2 protein-coding genes and 1 pseudogene are annotated in these 1,116 nt (G+C 68.8%); 1 reads left to right on the forward strand and 2 read right to left on the reverse strand.

The genetic code is table 11. From position 1 onward, the window contains the following. On the reverse strand, positions 1–646 hold a 646-nt coding region (locus tag EAO75_RS44105; RefSeq protein WP_148000765.1), incomplete at its 3' end, for a TlyA family RNA methyltransferase. A gap of 7 nt (positions 647–653) precedes the next feature. Next, entirely contained in the window at positions 654–839 is a 186-nt protein-coding gene (locus EAO75_RS46840; protein ID WP_148000766.1) for a hypothetical protein, read from the reverse strand. Between EAO75_RS46840 and EAO75_RS44115 the strand changes: the two are divergent. Beyond that, positions 813–1,116, forward strand: a pseudogene (locus EAO75_RS44115) (SAM-dependent methyltransferase); the annotation flags it as partial. The gene EAO75_RS46840 and the pseudogene EAO75_RS44115 sit on opposite strands and share 27 nt — an antisense overlap.

Below are 1,116 nucleotides of genomic sequence, written 5' to 3' on the forward strand. Positions count from 1 at the left end.
GCACGGCCTCCGCCCGCAGCTGCAGACTCCGTACGACTCCCCCGCTGCCCAGCCGTTCCTTCCCCACCTCGAACTGCGGCTTGACCATCATCACCAGATCGGCGTCCTGCTTCACGCACCGCACCAGGGCGGGCAGCACCAGTCCGAGCGGGATGAAGGACAGATCCCCCACGACAAGATCCACTGGTTCCCCATCGATCGCTTCGAGCGTCAACTCGCGTACGTTCGTACGGTCCTTGACGGTGACGCGTTCATCGCTTTGGAGAGTCCAGGCGAGTTGTCCGTATCCGACGTCGACGGCGACGACCTGCGTGGCGCCCGCCCGCAGCAGCACATCCGTGAAGCCTCCGGTGGACGCGCCGGCGTCCAGCGCCCGCCGCCCCTCCACCGCGAGCCCCTGCGGCACGAAGACCTCCAGCGCGCCCGCGAGCTTGTGGCCGCCCCGCGAGACGTACTCGGGATCGCCGTCGTCGGTCTGGACGACGATCGCCGCAGCGGTCTCCACCTGCGTGGCCGGCTTGGTCGCGACGGTCTTGCCGACGGTCACCCGCCCCGCGGCGATCAGCTGGCTGGCATGCTCACGCGACCGCGCGAGCTTGCGGCGGACCAGCTCCGCGTCGAGACGGCGACGTGCGACTCCTGCCACGTTCGGTTCAGCTCCTGTGTCCGTACGACGGTGGGGGCGCCGGAGGTCCCGGGCGGGCGTCGAGCGCGGTGAGCGCGTCGCGCAGCCCCCGGTGTACATCCTCGTACACCTCGAGGTGCCCGTCCGTGGCGAGGTGGTCGGCGTCACCGAGCCGCTCCAGCTGGKCGTCGMCGTCGACGTCGGATACGGACAACTCGCCTGGACTCTCCAAAGCGATGAACGCGTCACCGTCAAGGACCGTACGAACGTACGCGAGTTGACGCTCGAAGCGATCGATGGGGAACCAGTGGATCTTGTCGTGGGGGATCTGTCCTTCATCCCGCTCGGACTGGTGCTGCCCGCCCTGGTGCGGTGCGTGAAGCAGGACGCCGATCTGGTGATGATGGTCAAGCCGCAGTTCGAGGTGGGGAAGGAACGGCTGGGCAGCGGGGGAGTCGTACGGAGTCTGCAGCTGCGGGCGGAGGCCGTGC

Source organism: Streptomyces sp. UW30 (assembly GCF_008042075.1).
GTDB lineage: Bacteria > Actinomycetota > Actinomycetes > Streptomycetales > Streptomycetaceae > Streptomyces.